Consider the following 14,922-nt stretch of genomic DNA (forward strand, 5'->3'; position numbering starts at 1 on the left):
GGCTAGGCCGGCCATCCTTGCGGGGGCTGCCGCCTCGTCGGCCGCTGCCTCTCCGGCCGCCGAGACATCGCAGACGGACGCTATGCTGATGAGCCGTCGACTTGATGCAGCTCCGGCTCAGGAGGCTTCGGCGGCCTTCCTTCGGATCACCAGATTGCGGATCTCGGTCATGTCCTCCATCGCGAACCGCACGCCCTCACGACCGAGGCCAGAATCCTTGACGCCACCGTAGGGCATGTTGTCGACGCGGTAGCTCGGCACGTCGTTGATGACGACGCCGCCGACATCCAGTCCGTCCCAGGCTTCCAGCACTTTGAAGATGTCGCGCGTGAAGATCCCGGCCTGCAGCCCGAACTTGGAATCGTTCACGAGCGCGAGCGCTTCATCCCAGCGGCTGAACTTCTCGAAGAAGGCGACCGGACCGAATGCCTCCTCGCGATTGAGCTTGGTATCGAGAGGAACATCCTCGAGCAGCGTCGCTTCGAGCATCGCCCCGTCGCGCTTCCCTCCGACCAGCAGCTTCCCGCCCCGGCCTTTCGCCTCGTCGATCCACCGGTCGAGACGCTCGGCTTCCTTGACGTCGATCATAGGACCGACGAACGTGTCCTCCTCATGGGGATTGCCCGCGATCAGCGTTCGCGTCTTTGCCACCAGCATATCGCGGAAGCGGTCGTAGATGTCCGCGTGGACGATGATCCGCTGGACGCCGATGCAGCTCTGTCCCGACTGGTAGAAGGCCCCGAACGCCACCCGTTCCACCGCGTCTGCGAGATCGGCATCCTTGTCGATGATGACCGCGGCATTGCCGCCCAGCTCGAGGACGACCTTCTTCTTGCCCGCGTTGGCCTTGAGTTCCCAGCCGACGTCGGGCGACCCGGTGAAGGAGAGCAGCTTGAGGCGATCATCGGTCGTGAACAGGTCTGCGCCGTCACGACTTGCGGGCAGGATCGAGAAGGCGCCCTTGGGCAGGTCAGTCTCGGCAAGCACCTCACCCATGATGATGGCGCCGAGCGGCGTGCGGCTGGCCGGCTTCATGACGAACGGGCAGCCGACGGCGATGGCGGGCGCTACCTTGTGCGCGGCGAGGTTGAGGGGGAAGTTGAACGGCGAGATGAAGGAACAGGGACCGATCGGAACCCGCTTCCAGATGCCCATATAGCCTTCGGCGCGCGGCGAGATGTCGAGCGGCTGGACCTCGCCCGTCATCCGCACGCTCTCTTCGACCGCGATCCGGAACGTATCGATCAGGCGCCCGACCTCTCCGCGACTGTCGCGGATCGGCTTGCCCGCCTCGATGCATAGCGCGTAGGCGAGCTCCTCCTGCCGCTCCTTGAAGCGCTCGACACAGTGCTGCAGCACCGCCTGCCGCTTGTAGCTCGGCATGGCGGCCATGGCGTGCTGCGCCTCGTGCGCCGCCTGAATACCCGCATCGATCGTCCTGGCGTCGGCGAGGGCTACCCTTGTCGCTATCTCACCGGTGAACTTGTCAGTCACCGCAAGGTCCGTGTTTGGCTGTTGCGCCTCGTTGGCGAGGTAGAGCGGGTAGCTATCCTTGAGTTTCATGCGATCAAATCTCCTTGGACCGGGCGGCGCCGGCTCGCGGGTTCAAGTCATGCCTTCGCCGACAGTTCCTTGATGTCCTTGTTCAGGATCTGGTCGTTTTCGCTGTAGTCGACCGGGCAGTCGATGACGTGCACGCCTGGTGTGTCGAGGCAGTGCTTCAGGAGCGCCGGAAGTCCCGCAGCATCCTCGACCCGGTGACCATTGGCGCCATAGGCCTCTGCATATTTGACGAAGTCGGGATTGCCGTAGGTGAGCCCCCAGTCCTTGAAGCCCATGTTCGCCTGCTTCCAGCGGATCATGCCATAGCTGTTGTCGTTGAGGATGAGCACGGTGATGTTGAGGCCGAGCCGGACCGCGGTCTCCAGCTCCTGGCTGTTCATCATGAATCCGCCGTCGCCACAGATGGCCATGACCTTGCGGTCGGGATAGACCATGGCCGAGGCCATGGCAGAGGGCAGGCCCGCGCCCATCGACGCCAGCGCGTTGTCGAGAAGCACCGTGTTGGACGACCGTGCCTGATAGTTGCGGGCGAACCAGATCTTGTAGATGCCGTTGTCGAGGCAGATGATGCCGTCGGCAGGCATGACCTTGCGGACCTGACGGACGAGGTAGGGTGGGAAGATCGGGAAACGCTGATCGTCCGAGATTGAAGCACTGTGTGCCACCTCGGCCTTGCGGTATTCGAGCATCCGATCGAAGTTCCACGCTGGCGAGGGGACGATGTCCTCCTTGATCTGCCAGATCGCGTTGGCGATGTCGCCGATGAGCTCGTACTGCGGGAAGTAGACGGGATCGACTTCCGCTGACCGGGTCGAGATGTGGATGACCTCGGTGCCGCCGTTCTGCATGAAGAAGGGCGGCTTCTCGATCACGTCATGGCCGATGTTGATGATCAGGTCCGCCGCCTGGATAGCGCGGTGGACGAAGTCGCCAGCGCTGAGCGCCGCGCAGCCCAGAAATTTGGGATGCGCTTCGTCGATGACGCCCTTGCCCAGCTGTGTGGTCAGGAACGGGATGCCGGTCTTCTCCACCAGTTGTAGAAGCATTCTGCTGGTCATCTTGCGATTGGCGCCTGCGCCGATCACGATCACTGGCGACCTCGCCGCCTCCATGCGCATGACGGCCGTGCGCACGGCCTTCTCCTCGGCCGACGGACGACGGGCGACGCTGATCTTCAGCGGCCGGCTGTCGGTCCGCTCATCGGCAATGTCCTCAGGCAGTTCGAGGTGGGTCGCACCGGGCTTCTCCTCTTCGGCGAGGCGGATCGCCTCCCGCACGCGGCTGGGGATGTTGTCGGCGCTTGCGAGCTGGTGGGTGTATTTGGTGATGGGACGCATCATGTCGACTACGTCGAGAATCTGGAAGCGCCCCTGCTTCGACTTGCGGATCGGCTTCTGACCGGTGATCATCAGTATCGGCATGCCGCCGAGCTGCGCATAGGCCGCTGCCGTGACCAGATTGGTCGCGCCCGGTCCCAGCGTCGCAAGGCATACGCCCGTCTTGCCGGTATGGCGACCATAGGTGGCGGCCATGAAGCCTGCGCCCTGCTCGTGCCGGGTCAGGATCAGCTTGATCCTGGTCGACCGGCTGAGGGAATCGAGGAAGTCGAGATTCTCCTCCCCTGGCACCCCGAAGATATACTCGACGCCTTCCTGCTCGAGGCACTCGATGAACAGGTCCGATGCCTTGGCCGTCATGCTAATCTCCTCTTTCGCGCCTCAGCGCGGCCGCTGCACGCCTGCGTATCGCGGGCACATCGACATTGAAAGCCGTCCCGGCACCACTCGTTCTCACGAGAAGCTCCGGGAAACTGCGCTGTGTCCTACGCGGGCGATGGCCCGGTCAGATATTCAGCTGCAAGGCGGCGGCGCGGGATCGACCTCGAAATCCCAAGGCTCGACACGGGTGGGAGCGTTGCAGCACCCAGCCGCATTCCCGCGGATCGACGCATGACGTTCAGGCCGATCCAGCGTATATAATGGGGCGACGCGCGGCCCAGGGTCTTGCCTGCTCCAGCTGGGACGCCAGCGACAACAGCACGTCCTCGGCTCCGAAGCGGCCGGCGAACTGCATGCCGATGGGTAGCCCTGATTTCTCGTCATGTCCGAGCGGGAGGGATATGGCAGGTGTGCCCGTCATGTTGGCTATCCCGCTGAATGGCGCCTCGTTTAGAACACGGACCAACCAAGCGAGGCCGTCCAGATGATCGACATCGGCGTGGAGAGTTCCGAGCCTTCCCGTCAGATCGGGCAGTGTTGGGGAAAGGAGCAGGTCGTGCTGCTGGAAGTGGCGGGCGTAATGGCGAGCGATGCGGTTACGGGTCTGATCTGCTGCAACGAGATCCAGCGCTCCTAGAGATCTGCCGAGAGAGTGGAGTGCCAGATTGACAGGCTCGAGTGTACTGTCATTCACGGGTCGTCCGGTCTCGCCCTTGATCCACTCGATCGCCGAGGCCGTATGAACTGCCCAGAAGCGGCTTGTTGCCAGAGCGAATGCCTCCCAGGAGACGCCGACTTGAAGTGTCACCGGCTCCACAACGTGCCCTAGTTCCTCGAGACAAGCGGCCGTTTCCGCCAGCACCTTCAAGACAGGTTCGGTCGTGCGGGCACCGTTGAGAGGATTTTGGCAGAGCCCGATGCGCAGCCGACCCGGCGGGCGAGGGGGCGAGTAAGGGCCGGCTGGAGCCGATATTTCGAACGGCTCGCCTGCGTTGGGGCCCTGCAGCTGATCGAGCACACTTGCCGCATCCGAGACCGATCGGGTGAGAACGAACTGCGTTGCCAGTCCACCCCAGATCTCGTCCACCGCAGGTCCCATTGCCACACGACCGCGGCTCGGCTTTAAGCCAACCAGACCCGTAGCGGACGCCGGAACCCGGATAGAGCCGCCGCCGTCGATGGCGTGAGCGACGGGCACGATCCCTGCCGCCACGGCGGCCGCAGCGCCGCCGCTCGATCCACCGGCGCTATATGCCGGATTCCATGGATTGCACGTCGGACCGCCGACGAGGGGTTCCGTCGCTACGCTCGTAGCAAATTCAGGGATCGCTGTACGGCCGATCGGGGTAAGGCCGCCCGTGCGGAAACGGCGCATGAGATCTGAGTCCATGTCAAAACGAAAACCCTGAGCCAATCGGCTGCCGAATTCCGTTTTCCGGCCAGCCACCATCAGGCCGATGTCCTTGACTACGAACGGAACGCCCCGGAAAGCCCCGTCACCAGACAGCGCTTCATCTGGCCAGACCTCGACCATCGCGTTGATGTGGGGATTGACCTCCTCTGCGGCTTCGAGCGCCGCGACACGCACTTCCTGGGCAGAGATCTCGCCGGCGGATCCCCCCATATCGAAAAAGACCAGGCCGGTCCGCAAATTCTGGTCGCCAGCGTTCCGCTAGCGGAGGGGCATTGGACAGGTCTGCTGCGTGGAACGACGCTTTGGCTGGAACAGGGCCGAGAGATGATGCGGGCCTAGCGCGTCACTTCTCGACGCCAAAATGAACCTTGATTGTTAGATGCAGACCTAGCGAATGGTCTTGCGCTGAGCCAGATTGACGATCCCGAGCAGGACGACCGCGCCGACGAAGGCGATGATCAGGCCGGTGAGCGAGAATTGCTGAACGCTTCCGCGAACACCGAAGAGCGGACCAGAAAGCGCGTTGCCGATCAGCGATCCCACGCAGCCGACGACGATATTCCAGACGACGCCCATCGAGGCGTCACGGTTCATGACCATGCTGGCGAGCCATCCGGCGATGCCGCCCACGATCAGTGCAATAATCCAGCCCATAGTCCGTCTCTCCTGCGTTGCCTGTGTCCAATCCCCCGCACGCTGGATTGTTCCGGAACTGCAACACCTGGGGAGTGTGGGCCAGTATCAGGAGGCAGCGCTGGGGCTGCCTCCTCAAACCCGCTTTCAGGCCAGATCAAGCCGATCGGCATTCATGACCTTGGTCCAGGCCGATACGAAATCCTGGACGAACTTCTTTTGGGCGTCGGTCTGCGCATAGACCTCGGCCCAGGCGCGCAGTTCCGAATGGGATCCGAAGATGAGATCGACACGGGTTGCGCTCCATTTGGGTGCGCGGCTCTTGAGGTCGACCCCCTCGAAACGGTTCTTGTTGTCGGTTGCCGTCCATTGAGTTTCCATGTCGAGCAGATTGACGAAGAAATCGGTGCTGAGCGTCCCGACCCGGTCGGTGAGCACGCCTTCCATCGCACCGCCGCTGTTGGCGCCAAGCACGCGCAGGCCGCCGAGAAGCACCGTCATTTCGGGTCCGCTCAGCCGGAGCAGCTGCGCCTTGTCGACGAGTGCTTCTTCCGGCGACATGAAATTGGCGGGGTGATAATAGTTGCGGAACCCGTCAGCGACCGGCCGCAGCGCTTCGAACGAATGGGCGTCGGTCTGGTCTTCGCGCGCGTCCATCCGACCGGGGGCGAAGGGCACTGCGATGTCCACCCCGCCGTCCCTGGCGGCTTTCTCTATGGCGGCATTCCCTGCGAGCACGATCAGATCGGCCAGAGACACCTTCTTGCCGCCTGTCGCCGAACCATTGAAATCGGACTGGATGCAGCCAAGGGCCTCGAGCACCTTCGCGAGATCGTCGGGATTGTTGGCCTCCCAGTCCTTCTGGGGAGAAAAGCGGATGCGCCCGCCATTCGCCCCGCCGCGCTTGTCCGAGCCGCGATAGGTGGAAGCGGATGCCCAGGCCGCCGAGACAAGCTGCGACACTGTAAGCCCGGTGCTCAAAATTTTCGTCTTCAAGGACGCAATGTCGGCATCGTCGACGACGGGGTGATCCAGTGGCGGGATGGGGTCCTGCCAGATCAGCTCCTCGGCCGGGACGAGCTTGCCGAGATAGCGCCCCTTGGGGCCCATGTCGCGGTGGGTGAGCTTGAACCAGGCTCTGGCGAAGGCATCGGCGAACTGGTCTGGGTTCTCCAGGAAACGGCGCGATATCTTCTCATAGGCCGGGTCGAAGCGCAGCGCGAGATCCGAGGTCAGCATCATCGGCTTGCGCTGCTTAGCGGGATCGAACGGGTCGGGAATGTCGGCCGGGGCATCTTTCGCCACCCATTGCTTGGCGCCGGCCGGGCTCGTCGTTAGCTCATAGTCGAAGTTGAACAGATTCTCGAAGAAGTGGTTCGACCAGGCCGTCGGTGTCTGGCTCCAGATGACTTCCGGTCCGCCCGTGATGGCGTCGGCGCCGATCCCCGTGCCGTGCTTGCTGCGCCAGCCCAACCCCTGGTCCTCGATCACTGCGCCTTCGGGGTCGATGCCGACGAAGGATGGGTCGCCGGCGCCATGGGTTTTGCCGAAGGTATGGCCGCCGGCGATCAGTGCCACCGTTTCCTCATCGTCCATCGCCATGCGGGCAAAGGTTTCGCGAATGTCCCGCGCCGAGGCGACAGGATCGGGGTCGCCATTGGGACCTTCGGGATTGACGTAGATGAGGCCCATCTGGACCGCGCCCAGCCCAGGATGGAGCTGCCGCTCGCCGGAATAGCGCTCGTCGCCGAGCCAGGAGCCTTCGGGGCCCCAGAACAGTTCCTCAGGCTCCCAGGTGTCCGCCCGTCCGCCGGCAAAACCGAAGGTCTTGAAGCCCATCGATTCCAGAGCGACGTTGCCGGCGAGGATGTAGAGGTCCGCCCAGCTCAGGGCATTGCCATATTTCTGCTTGACCGGCCAAAGCAGGCGGCGCGCCTTGTCCAGATTGGCATTGTCGGGCCAGGAGTTGAGCGGGGCGAAGCGCTGCTGCCCGCCGCCTGCGCCGCCGCGCCCATCCGTGATGCGGTAGGTGCCCGCACTGTGCCAGGCGAGACGGATCATGAGACCGCCATAATGGCCGAAGTCCGCCGGCCACCAGTCCTTCGAGTCGGTCATGAGGGCGGTGAGATCGGCGACGACGGCATCGAGATCGAGCGTCTCAAACGCATCGGCATAGTCGAAGTCCGGACCCAGCGGGTTGGAGCGCGGATTCTGCTGGTTCAGGCTCGAAACATCGAGCCGCTCGGGCCACCAGTCGCGATTGGTGTGGCGCCCGCCCTTGCTCGACCCATGTGCGAAAGGGCATCCGCCGGGCACAGTTTCTCCCACCTTGGCATCCATGATCTTCTCCTTTGCTCGCCCACCCGTGTGCATCTACGCGCGTGTCTGATTCTGCTTCGTCAGAGTATAAAGTTCATCGCGAACATCGAAATGGATTATGGAGATCACACAGATCGGCTTTGCCCCGGATCAAACTTTTGATCGAACAGATCCGAAGGGGGGGAAGAGGCGTACGGGCCTGTGCCGGTTGCACTATGAGGAACCCCGGGAGGCGGGTCATGCAGCATTTTCCCGAACGCGTACTCACCGAAGAGCTGGTGGATGCCAAGCTGAGGCTGCAAGAGGTGCTCGCGACCTTGGATAGGCAGGGCGAAAGCGAGGCGGCCTATTACGTGTGCGCCGCGATCGAACGGCTTATCGGCGCGCCAGGCACGCTCGCCCAATGGTATATGATGACCGGCCGTAACCCTGATGGCTCGCGCATAGTGGATTGAGCGAGGCTCGAGTTCCGGCGCTTTCCCGAAACTCCTGCACTTTCCGCTCGTCCGTCCGTCATTTCACTCCTGTATTGATTTCCTTTACCTGTTGCGCGCATTTATCCGCTGCGACCCAACGGAGATTCGATCTCCGCCTGGACCCGGGAGGCTCTGCGCCCCCCCGGGTCTCTTTATGTGGCATTCGGGACATGCCTGCTTTCCTGTTGCAGCTTTCGATCACTGGCCAAGGGACGAAACTGCCAGGGTTTGTTGTTAGCTGGAACGCTTTGACTTTCGGGCCGTCCGGATTACCTTTCGCGCATGGTTGGAAAGAAGTGGGCATCCAACTGCGGCAGGGGCTGCAACGCATGAGAGGCAGGACCGGCATGGTCGGTTCGCTGCTCGGAGCGGCTCTGCTTTTTACGATGGGCAGTGCCTCCGCGTGGGGGCTTACGATCACCACGCTCAAGGGTCAGAATCTGGATGGCAGCTTCGGCCAATATGCGCCCGGCGGCGATTGCACTCGCACGCCGCGCCTGACGGTCGATGCGAGCGGTTTCACCTTCACTCTTCCTTCGGGCCAGACGGTCCACCCGCCGCGCTTCGAATGGGCGCTGACCTATATGGGGGACCGGTATGAGGGGAAAAGCACATGGTTCTTCCCTTTCCCGCGGAATGATGATGATCTTGGCCCGCTTCTTCTCACCCTCAATGCCGTTGAAACGCCGGGACGGATCGCCATAGAGAATAATCTCGGCAAGCCGCTGCCCGAACCTTATGCTGCGCTGGTCCGGGGCTCGCCCTACGCCCGTTGCGGCCGCGCGCCCGTTGCTGCCGCAGAACGACCGCCTCCGCCACGAGGTCCGGCCATTGCCGCCCGGCCGACACAGAGTCTGGAATGGAGCAATCTCGCGCAGGCCGCAGACGCGAACGGCCATTACGACATGTTCGACAGGGGCGGCATATCGTCGGTGCTCAAGAACTTGCTGGGCGCAAAGGTCGCTGCGCTCGAAAACAATCTTTCGGTTTCCACACCGCTCAGCCGAGCGGGCAATATCTACTATATGAGCGGCAATGCGGAACGTCGCGGCGGTTACGACATGGCCTATGTGCTGCTGGATCCCGCGCAGCGCGCAGCCGAGGTTGGATTATGGGAGGGTGGCAAGCTCACGCTCTATCGGACGCTGGGCCGGCGGATCACATTGCCGGCCGACATCGTCAGGATGCGCGCTGAGCAACCACCCGAAGAAGCAGTGGCCGCGCCTGGCCCACCGTGGGAGTATCGGCCGCTGGCGGGCGGTCAATCGCTTGCCCTGGGAACCCCGGCTGCCTCAACGCATATCGATACGATCAGCCTCTACTGCGACCGGGGTCGGGGCTATTTCGGGATGATGCTTTATCGAGCCCCTGCCGTGCAGTCGCTGACACTGAGCCTTGTATTCAACGGGGGCATCGTGAACCTGCCCATGCGCTCGGTGGATGTGGCGCGAAAGATGTGGGTCAGCGATCTGGCGCCGGCCTCGCCTGTTCTTCGCATGCTGACGACTCAGAAAGACGTAGCATATCTGCGTATCAATCAGGCAAGCGAAGGCGAGGTGACGGTGGCCGGCGCTTCGCAGGCGGGTCGACGCGCTCTCTCTGGATGCATTCGGTTCTAGGCTTGGCGGTTCTAAGCTGGGCCAATTCGCTCGACTTCATCGATACGCCGGACCGCCGCGGTATCTTGGTGATCGACCTGGAAGGGCTCAAGGCTGGCGCTGGCGAAGAGTGACACCCACGCCCTGCGATCTCAACGGATCACGACGACCTCGACTTTCGCCTCGCTTGTAATTGCGCGCCAGTTTCTGTCGGCGGTCCAGGCCGGCGCACCGTCGCGAATGGCGAGCGCCAGGCAAAAGCGGTCGCCGATCGATAGGAGCGGATCTGCCGGCACGGCGCTGAGGCGGCCGGCGAGGCTGGCAAGGCCTGGGTCGACGTCGACGATGGTCATCGGCAAGGGTGCAAGCATGGCGTCGACTTCGCGTTCGGGCATCCCCGCCTTGACGAAATGGCTGACCACTTCGGCATAATTGATCGCGCTGATCCGGGCCGATGCGATCCTGGCCGCGACCTTTGCGCCGCCGGGCTCGGCGTTGAGCATTGCCAAAAGCGCCGAGGCGTCGATGACGATATCGCTCATTCGCCGCTCTCCGTCGGGCGGCGCGCCAGGAAGGCATCGACTGAGAGATCGGAAGCACCTTCTGCAAAGCGTTTGGCCAAAGCCTGTGAACGCGCCACGGCCTGCGCCGCAGTGCGCAAGATGATCCCCTCGTCGGTTTCTTCGACGAACACCGTGCCACCGTCGGCCAAGCCCATCCGCTTCCTGAGGTCGGCTGGAAGGCTCATGCGGCCATTTGGGGTGATATTGACCTGACTGGGCAATTTATGTCCTTTCAGCATATATGTGGCTCTCAGAGACGAGTATGCCCAATCGTAGGAATGATGTCACTAGGATCGATCTATGGCTTCACAGCAGCGAGAATCCTTATGTCCGATAAATATGATTCTCGGACATAAGTGGGGGACTGAAATTTTCTCCATATAGCGTTATAGTCGGCGAATTGATAATAGCTACGAACTTGCCGTTCAGTGCGCCTTGGGAGATAGCCGCCATGTCCATCCATAGTGTCAAAATGACGTCCGATGGCCGGATACAGATTCCGGCCCAGATCCGGCGCGAAATGGGTCTTTCCCGCGGCGACACACTCAATCTCGAACTGCAGGATGGCCAGCTTTCGGTGCGGCGCCCGTCCAAGACGCTGGAGCGCATCCGCGCCAAACTCTCGCCCTATCTCGAACCCGATGCCGACCTGCAGGGCGCGCTGAAGGCGATGCGGGTGGAGGATGCGCAGCATGGCTGACAAGGTTCTGGATAGTTCGACATTGATCGCGTTCATCCTGGGGGAACCGCATGGCGTCGACGAGGATGACATATTGGCCGACGCGTCGATCAGCAGCGTCAATCTGTCCGAAGTGATCGCGACCCTCGTGCTCAAGGGGACACCGGAAGAGCTTGCGATCGAGACGGCCGGGGATTTTGGCCTCAAAGTGCTCCCGTTCGATGCCAAGGCGGCGGCCATCGCCGGCACACTCATTGCTAAGGCGCAACCACTCAATATCGGCTTTGGCGATTGCGCCTGCATCGCGACAGGCATGGCGCGGGGTGCTACCATCTACACGGCCGACCGCGACTGGCTGAAACTCGGTAGCGACGCAGACATCAGGCTGATCCGATAGCGATGGCGCGCGACCTCCTCCCTCTCTCGGCCGATCTTCCGGCGGACCTGCTGGCGGAGATCGAGGGCGCACGGGATACGCTGGCAGCGTCCAAGGCGGGCTCGACTCACAAGGCCTATGCGTCCGACTGGGTGCGCTTCTGCGCATTCTGCGATGCGCGCAGTGTCGAGGCGCTCCCGGCACATCCCGACATCGTTGCCCTGTTCGCCCATGTCGAGGCCGAGGCTGGGATCGCGCCGGTGACGATCGGCCGCCGGGTTGCCGCCATCAACCATCATCACAAGGAGGCGGGCTTCCCCTCTCCGACCGCGCGCGACGCCGCCGGCGTGATCGCCACCATGCTTGCTGGCGTCCGCCGCAAATATGCGCGGCGCAAGGAGCAGAAGGCGCCGGCCGAGGCGGATGTGCTCAAAGCCATGCTCGCGACGATCGAGGGGATGGGGCTCCGCGCGCTGCGCGACCGGGCGATCCTCGCCGTCGGCATGGCGGGGGCATTTCGGCGGTCGGAGCTCGCAGCGATGCAACTCCCGGACCTAGCATTCGCGCAATCGGGCCTGCGTATTACCATCCCGCAGTCCAAGCGCGATCAGGAGCAGGTCGGCCAGGTGATCGCAATCCCGGAAGGACGGATCATCCGGCCCGTCAATCTGCTGAAGCACTGGCTCCATGCAGCGGGGCTGAGCGGCTTGGATCCGACCACCGGCAAGCCTCGGCAGGGCGCGGTGTTTCGGCGGTTGACCAGGTCGGACGCGCTCACCGACAATCCAATCACCGACAAGACGGTCGCAAGGCTGGTAAAGACCGCTGCGGCAGCGGCGGGTCTCGACCCCTCGCTATATTCCGGGCATTCGCTGCGGGCCGGCTTTCTGACCGAGGCCGCGTCGAAGCGCGCAAACCTGTTTAAGATGAAAGACCATTCGCGGCACAAGTCGCTTGACACGGTCGCGGACTATGTCCGCAGCGCATCGATGTTCGAGGATCATGCGGGCGAGAAATTCCTTTGATATCGAAACAGCTTAACATGCCGCAAAAGCTTGCCTAAAAATCAGGCAGAAGACACCGTATAGCAAGATGGCCCGGCGAACGGATCACCGGGCCACCAAATTTCAGCCGGACGCGGCGTCAGGCCTTGTCGACGACGTCCTTCACGGCGCCTTTTGCCGCACCCTTGGCCTTCTGCAGATCGCCCTTGGCTTCCTGGGCGTCGCCTTCAGCCTTGATGTCGGGCCGATCGAGTGCTTCGCCCGCGGCGCGCTTCGCCTTTCCGATGGCCTCATTGGTATGGCCTTTGATCTTGTCCGTCATCTCACCCATGGCATGTCTCCAGAATAGTTGATGCTTGGAGGAAGAACGCAGCAAGACGGATAAAGGCTGCGCCCATATGCGACGAACCGTTCGGCCGAATGATAGGGACAAAGCTCAGCGCCAATGTGTTGCGCCAAAGTCCCATAATTGCAGTTATTGCATGCGTCCCCCGCCAGCGCGGAAACTCGATCCCAATGTGCGAGTTTCGAGGCGATGGTATCAGAAGCAAGCGCGCGTCATCGGCGATGGATCATCAGGGGAATTGCTGCGACGGTCTTGCTCGGTTGCATTGCGCTGATTGGTCTTGCGGCATTTCCCTTCGGCCTGTTCAAGGACGCAATCGCTGGCCGGATCGGCTCCGCGCTGGGCACACAGGTCTCGATCGGCTCAATCGAGCGGCGGGAATGGCTGTCCTTCACCCCGACCATCATGTTGCGGGACATTGCCGTCAAGCAGCCCGCATGGGCCGGCAAAGGCGACATGGTGCACGCGAGGACCATCGAGGCAAAACTGCCAATGCTGCCGCTCCTCGTCGGGCGAGGCCCGCAGCCTGAGGGCTTCGTCGCGCATGGGCTGACCGTCGCGCTCGTACGCGACGCGAAGGGACGCGCAAACTGGCAAGGCCAGGACAAAGCGGACGATGCGAAGGATGATGCGGGGACGGGCCTTGAACGGCTCACCATTCCCGATGGCCGGATCACCGTGCGCGATGACAAGCGCTCTCTCAATCTTGTGGGCAGCTTTATGTCGGACGCTCGCGGGTTGCGGGTCGACGCCGCCGGAAAATTCCATGAGGCGCCAGCCCGGATCACGTTGCGTGGAGGCCGGATTGCCGATTTGCCCCCCGATGCGCCCTATCCCTTGCGCCTTGAACTGCGATCACCGCTCCTCAATCTCGCGGCCAGTGGGCAAAGCCGCGGCGCGCTCAATCTGAAGGCGATGACGCTCGACATTCATGCGACTGCGCCGAACCTCAAATATCTCGACGATGTAATCGAGGCAGGCCTTTTTGGGACACGCGCGATCGATCTGAAGGCCCGCGTTCGTCATACCGGGCGCGACTGGCATATCGAGCGCATGACAGGTTCGATCGGGCGGTCCAAGCTCGTCGCCAAGGCCGATGTGCTCAAGCGCGAAGGACGAACCAAGATCGATGCCGACATGCATTTCAGTGCTTTCGATTTCGATGATCTGTCTGATGCCGAGGGCAAGGCGCGTGCGGCCGCGATCGAAGCCAGGATCGGGCCGCGCGTCCTGCCCGGTACGCGCATCAATCTTGCAAAAGTCGGACCGACCGATGGGGTCATTCGGTTCCGGGCCGACCGTCTGCTGCTCGAGGGGTCGGCTTTCCGGTCGCTGAGCGGCGTGATTCGTCTCGAGGGCAAGCTGCTCACGCTCGATGACGTCGTTGCCGGCATGTCGAGCGGCCGAATGTCGGGCAAAGTTTCGATCGACCAGCGCGGCGGTGCCGCCCATCCGATCCTGGCGCTGGACCTTGCGTTTCAGGATGGGCGCCTCGAAACGCTGATGGGATCACGCGATGCGACAGGACCGCTGCGCGGACGCGTCGTGCTCAAGGGGACGGGCGACACCATTCGTGAGGCGCTGGCCCGCGCAGATGGGCGCGCAGGGCTGCTCGTTCGCGGCGGGACGGTGAAACGCACCTTTGCCGCCGTGCTCGGGCAGGATCTGGGCAAAGCGATCGGAGCGGTGCTGCGCGACAAGGAAGCCGAGGTGCCGCTGCGCTGTCTCGCGATCGGCTTCGCCGCACGAGACGGGGTTTTGACGCCCTCTCCTTTCCTCGTCGAGACGGGCATTTCGGTGGGCCAGGGTCAGGGCCGCCTTTCGCTTGCCGACGAGCGTATCGCGCTTTCGATCAAGGGACGGTCGCGTGACCCAAGCCCGCTCAGGCTCGCCGATCCGATCCAGGTGGGCGGGACCTTTTCCGCGCCGTCGCTCAGCGCTGCGGGCAAGCCGCCCGGCAGCAAGGTCGGCGCTGGTTCTGTGCTTTCCGCGCTCGGCAAGTCGGTCGGTCGCGCGCTCGGGCTCGGCAAGGACAAGGCGCGGGCCGATGCCGCCATCCCTGCAGCCCTCGATTGCGACCGGCTCGGCCGACAGATCCTCTGATCGTTCAAGAGCAGCGGCGGGGATGTGGATTCCGCGCATAGCCGGGCGGCCGCGGCCCTGCGCAGCCCCCTTGATCCGCATCCTGCTCTGTCGCTACGCCGGTCGAATAGCCTCTGTCATCGAAAAGAAT

At 62.9% G+C, this 14,922-nt stretch carries 15 protein-coding genes; 7 read left to right on the forward strand and 8 right to left on the reverse strand.

Features of this window, described 5'->3' with window-relative positions:
• Positions 1-117: 117 nt before the first annotated feature.
• From ACGGKE_RS10455 to katG, 5 genes are all read right to left on the reverse strand, one after another.
• Positions 118-1,563, reverse strand: coding sequence for an aldehyde dehydrogenase family protein (locus tag ACGGKE_RS10455; protein ID WP_394437621.1), 1,446 nt, complete (start codon positions 1,561-1,563; stop codon positions 118-120).
• A 47-nt stretch (positions 1,564-1,610) separates the two neighbouring features.
• On the reverse strand, positions 1,611-3,260 hold the full coding sequence (locus ACGGKE_RS10460) for an acetolactate synthase large subunit (RefSeq protein ID WP_394437623.1): 1,650 nt from the start codon (positions 3,258-3,260) through the stop codon (positions 1,611-1,613).
• A gap of 259 nt (positions 3,261-3,519) precedes the next feature.
• Positions 3,520-4,932, reverse strand: coding sequence for an amidase (locus tag ACGGKE_RS10465; protein ID WP_394437625.1), 1,413 nt, complete (start codon positions 4,930-4,932; stop codon positions 3,520-3,522).
• 150 nt (positions 4,933-5,082) lie between these two features.
• The gene (locus ACGGKE_RS10470) at positions 5,083-5,349 is read right to left on the reverse strand and encodes a GlsB/YeaQ/YmgE family stress response membrane protein (protein WP_394437627.1); all 267 of its coding nucleotides are present in this window, start codon (positions 5,347-5,349) and stop codon (positions 5,083-5,085) included.
• A gap of 126 nt (positions 5,350-5,475) precedes the next feature.
• On the reverse strand, positions 5,476-7,668 hold the full coding sequence (gene katG, locus ACGGKE_RS10475; RefSeq protein WP_394437629.1) for a catalase/peroxidase HPI: 2,193 nt from the start codon (positions 7,666-7,668) through the stop codon (positions 5,476-5,478).
• Positions 7,669-7,886: 218 nt separating this feature from the next.
• Here katG and ACGGKE_RS10480 point away from each other — a divergent pair, with 218 nt between their 5' ends.
• The 3 genes from ACGGKE_RS10480 (at position 7,887) to ACGGKE_RS10490 (ending at position 9,855) form a co-directional block, all read left to right on the forward strand.
• On the forward strand, positions 7,887-8,102 hold the full coding sequence (locus ACGGKE_RS10480) for a hypothetical protein (RefSeq protein ID WP_394437631.1): 216 nt from the start codon (positions 7,887-7,889) through the stop codon (positions 8,100-8,102).
• 191 nt (positions 8,103-8,293) lie between these two features.
• Positions 8,294-9,742 carry a hypothetical protein gene (locus tag ACGGKE_RS10485; protein ID WP_394437633.1) on the forward strand — a complete coding sequence of 483 codons (1,449 nt, stop codon included), beginning with the start codon at positions 8,294-8,296 and terminating at the stop codon, positions 9,740-9,742.
• Positions 9,727-9,855: a hypothetical protein gene (locus ACGGKE_RS10490; RefSeq protein ID WP_394437635.1), complete on the forward strand. Its 129-nt coding sequence runs from the start codon at positions 9,727-9,729 to the stop codon at positions 9,853-9,855. Before ACGGKE_RS10485 ends, ACGGKE_RS10490 begins: the two co-directional genes overlap by 16 nt.
• Positions 9,856-9,873: 18 nt before the next feature.
• Here ACGGKE_RS10490 and ACGGKE_RS10495 read toward each other — a convergent pair whose 3' ends face one another.
• Positions 9,874-10,263 (reverse strand): type II toxin-antitoxin system VapC family toxin, encoded by a 390-nt coding sequence (locus ACGGKE_RS10495; protein WP_394437637.1) that lies wholly within the window; start codon positions 10,261-10,263, stop codon positions 9,874-9,876.
• Positions 10,260-10,505 carry an AbrB/MazE/SpoVT family DNA-binding domain-containing protein gene (locus tag ACGGKE_RS10500; RefSeq protein WP_394441895.1) on the reverse strand — a complete coding sequence of 82 codons (246 nt, stop codon included), beginning with the start codon at positions 10,503-10,505 and terminating at the stop codon, positions 10,260-10,262. Before ACGGKE_RS10500 ends, ACGGKE_RS10495 begins: the two co-directional genes overlap by 4 nt.
• A gap of 230 nt (positions 10,506-10,735) precedes the next feature.
• Here ACGGKE_RS10500 and ACGGKE_RS10505 point away from each other — a divergent pair, with 230 nt between their 5' ends.
• Genes ACGGKE_RS10505 through ACGGKE_RS10515 form a run of 3 tightly spaced genes read left to right on the forward strand, consistent with a single transcriptional unit; the run spans position 10,736 to position 12,364 of the window.
• Positions 10,736-10,984: an AbrB/MazE/SpoVT family DNA-binding domain-containing protein gene (locus ACGGKE_RS10505; protein WP_394437639.1), complete on the forward strand. Its 249-nt coding sequence runs from the start codon at positions 10,736-10,738 to the stop codon at positions 10,982-10,984.
• Positions 10,977-11,360 (forward strand): type II toxin-antitoxin system VapC family toxin, encoded by a 384-nt coding sequence (locus ACGGKE_RS10510; RefSeq protein WP_394437641.1) that lies wholly within the window; start codon positions 10,977-10,979, stop codon positions 11,358-11,360. The genes ACGGKE_RS10505 and ACGGKE_RS10510 overlap by 8 nt, the downstream gene beginning before the upstream one ends.
• 2 nt (positions 11,361-11,362) lie before the next feature.
• Positions 11,363-12,364, forward strand: a complete 1,002-nt coding sequence (locus ACGGKE_RS10515; protein ID WP_394437644.1) for a site-specific integrase — start codon at positions 11,363-11,365, stop codon at positions 12,362-12,364.
• A 118-nt stretch (positions 12,365-12,482) separates the two neighbouring features.
• On the opposite strand, the gene ACGGKE_RS10520 is transcribed toward ACGGKE_RS10515, so the two are convergent.
• Positions 12,483-12,674 carry a CsbD family protein gene (locus ACGGKE_RS10520; protein ID WP_394437646.1) on the reverse strand — a complete coding sequence of 64 codons (192 nt, stop codon included), beginning with the start codon at positions 12,672-12,674 and terminating at the stop codon, positions 12,483-12,485.
• A gap of 423 nt (positions 12,675-13,097) precedes the next feature.
• Between ACGGKE_RS10520 and ACGGKE_RS10525 the strand changes: the two genes are divergently transcribed.
• Entirely contained in the window at positions 13,098-14,792 is a 1,695-nt protein-coding gene (locus tag ACGGKE_RS10525; RefSeq protein WP_394437648.1) for an AsmA-like C-terminal region-containing protein, read from the forward strand.
• The last annotated feature ends 130 nt before the right edge of the window (positions 14,793-14,922 follow it).

The sequence above is a fragment of the Sphingobium naphthae genome, from assembly GCF_043589935.1.
Taxonomy (GTDB): Bacteria; Pseudomonadota; Alphaproteobacteria; order Sphingomonadales; family Sphingomonadaceae; genus Sphingobium; species Sphingobium naphthae_A.